The organism is Trebonia sp. (assembly GCF_049794275.1).
Lineage (GTDB): Bacteria > Actinomycetota > Actinomycetes > Streptosporangiales > Streptosporangiaceae > Trebonia.
Map to the genome: position 1 here is coordinate 1 of NZ_JBARCR010000262.1, position 1646 is coordinate 1646.

Consider the following 1646-nt stretch of genomic DNA (forward strand, 5'->3'; position numbering starts at 1 on the left):
GGTTCCGTCCCCGACCACGGCAGCGGCACCCGGCTGCCGTCCCGGCCGGGGTCCGCGCCGTGAGTGCGCCGCCAGATCGGGTCCTGGCGCAGGTCGTCGGGGATGTCCTGCACCTCCCACAGGCCGAGTTCCTCGCCCTGGTAGATGTACACAGAGCCGGGCAGCGCCATCGTCAGCAGCGCCGCCGCCCGCGCTCGCTTGGTACCGAGCGCGAGGTCGACGGGGAAGTTGTGGAAGTACCGCCGCCGCAGCAGGTCGAACGCGGTGTCCGCCCGCCCGTACCTGGAGACGATCCTGTCCACGTCGTGGTTGGACAGCACCCAGGTGGCCGGGGCGCCGGCCGGCTCGTTCAGCGCCAGCGTCTCCTCGATGACCCGGCGCAGCGCGGCCGCGTCCCACGGGCAGCTCAGGTACGGGAAGTTGAAGACCGTGTGCAGCTCACCCGCGGTGACGTAGCGCGCGAGCCGCGCGGCATCGGGCAGCCAGATCTCGCCGATCAGCACCCGTCCGGGATATTCGTCGGCGACGGCCCGCCAGGACCGGTAGACGTCGTGCACGTCGTCGCGGTCGGTGAACGGGTGCCCAGGACCCGGCGGCTCGTCAAGGCCGACATCCGGCAGCCGAGGGTCCTTGGTGAGCAGCGCGCCCGAGTCGATCCTGATGCCGTCCACCCCGCGGCCGAACCAGAACCGCAGCACGTCCTCGAATTCGTGCCGGACGTCCGCATTGCCCCAGTTGTAGTCCGGCTGCTGCGGCGCGAACAGGTGCAGGTACCACTCGCCGGGCGAGCCGTCCGGCTCGGTGACCCGGGTCCAGGCGGGGCCGCCGAAGATCGACTGCCAGTTGTTCGGCGGCTCGTCGCCTGAGGGACCCCGGCCCGGCCGGAACCAGAACCGGTCCCGCTCCGCCGACCCCGGCCCGGCTGCTAGCGCGGCGGTGAACCACGGATGCTGGTCGGACGCGTGGTTGGGCACCACATCGATGATGATCCTGATGCCCATCGCGTGCGCCTCAGAGATCAGCGCGTCCGCGTCCGCCAGCGTGCCGAACACCGGCTCGATCCCCCGGTAGTCCGAGATGTCGTAGCCGGCGTCGGACATCGGCGACGGGTACCAGGGGTTGAACCAGATCGCGTCCACGCCGAGGTCGGCGAGATAGGCGAGGCAGGACCGGACCCCGGCCAGGTCGCCCACCCCGTCCCCGTTGCCGTCCGCGAAGCTGCGCACGTAAAGCTGGTAGATCGCGGCGCTGCGCCACCACGAGTCGCCGCCGCCGGACGGCACGCAAGATCCAGTTTCGTGCACAGTCAAACCTGCTTTCTCCACTAGGAGGGTGCCCAGATAACGGGAAGTCAGCCCCTGATGCCGCCCGCGGTGAGGCCGGCCATGATGTTGCGCTGGAAGATAAGGAAGAACACGATCGTCGGGACCGCGGCCATCGCGGACGCGGCGATGATGAGGTTCTCCGGCGTCCCGTACGTCGCCTGCCAGATGCCGACGTTCAGCCCCTCCCTGGTCGGGCTGTAGCCGTACTCGACGAGCAGCGGCCAGAGGAAGTCCTTCCATACCGCGACCGTGGCGAAGATCGAGACCACGCCGATGATCGGCCGCGACATGGGCAGCACAATCCTCCACAGGATCATCAGC

At 69.6% G+C, this 1646-nt stretch carries 1 protein-coding gene and 1 pseudogene; both read right to left on the reverse strand.

Annotated features, from left to right (window positions below; all coding sequences use genetic code 11):
• The coding region (locus WA805_RS07530) for a glycoside hydrolase family 13 protein (RefSeq protein ID WP_425241974.1) at positions 1–1304 on the reverse strand (1304 nt) is incomplete at its 3' end.
• 47 nt (positions 1305–1351) lie between these two features.
• Positions 1352–1646 (reverse strand): annotated as a pseudogene (locus WA805_RS07535) (carbohydrate ABC transporter permease); the annotation flags it as partial.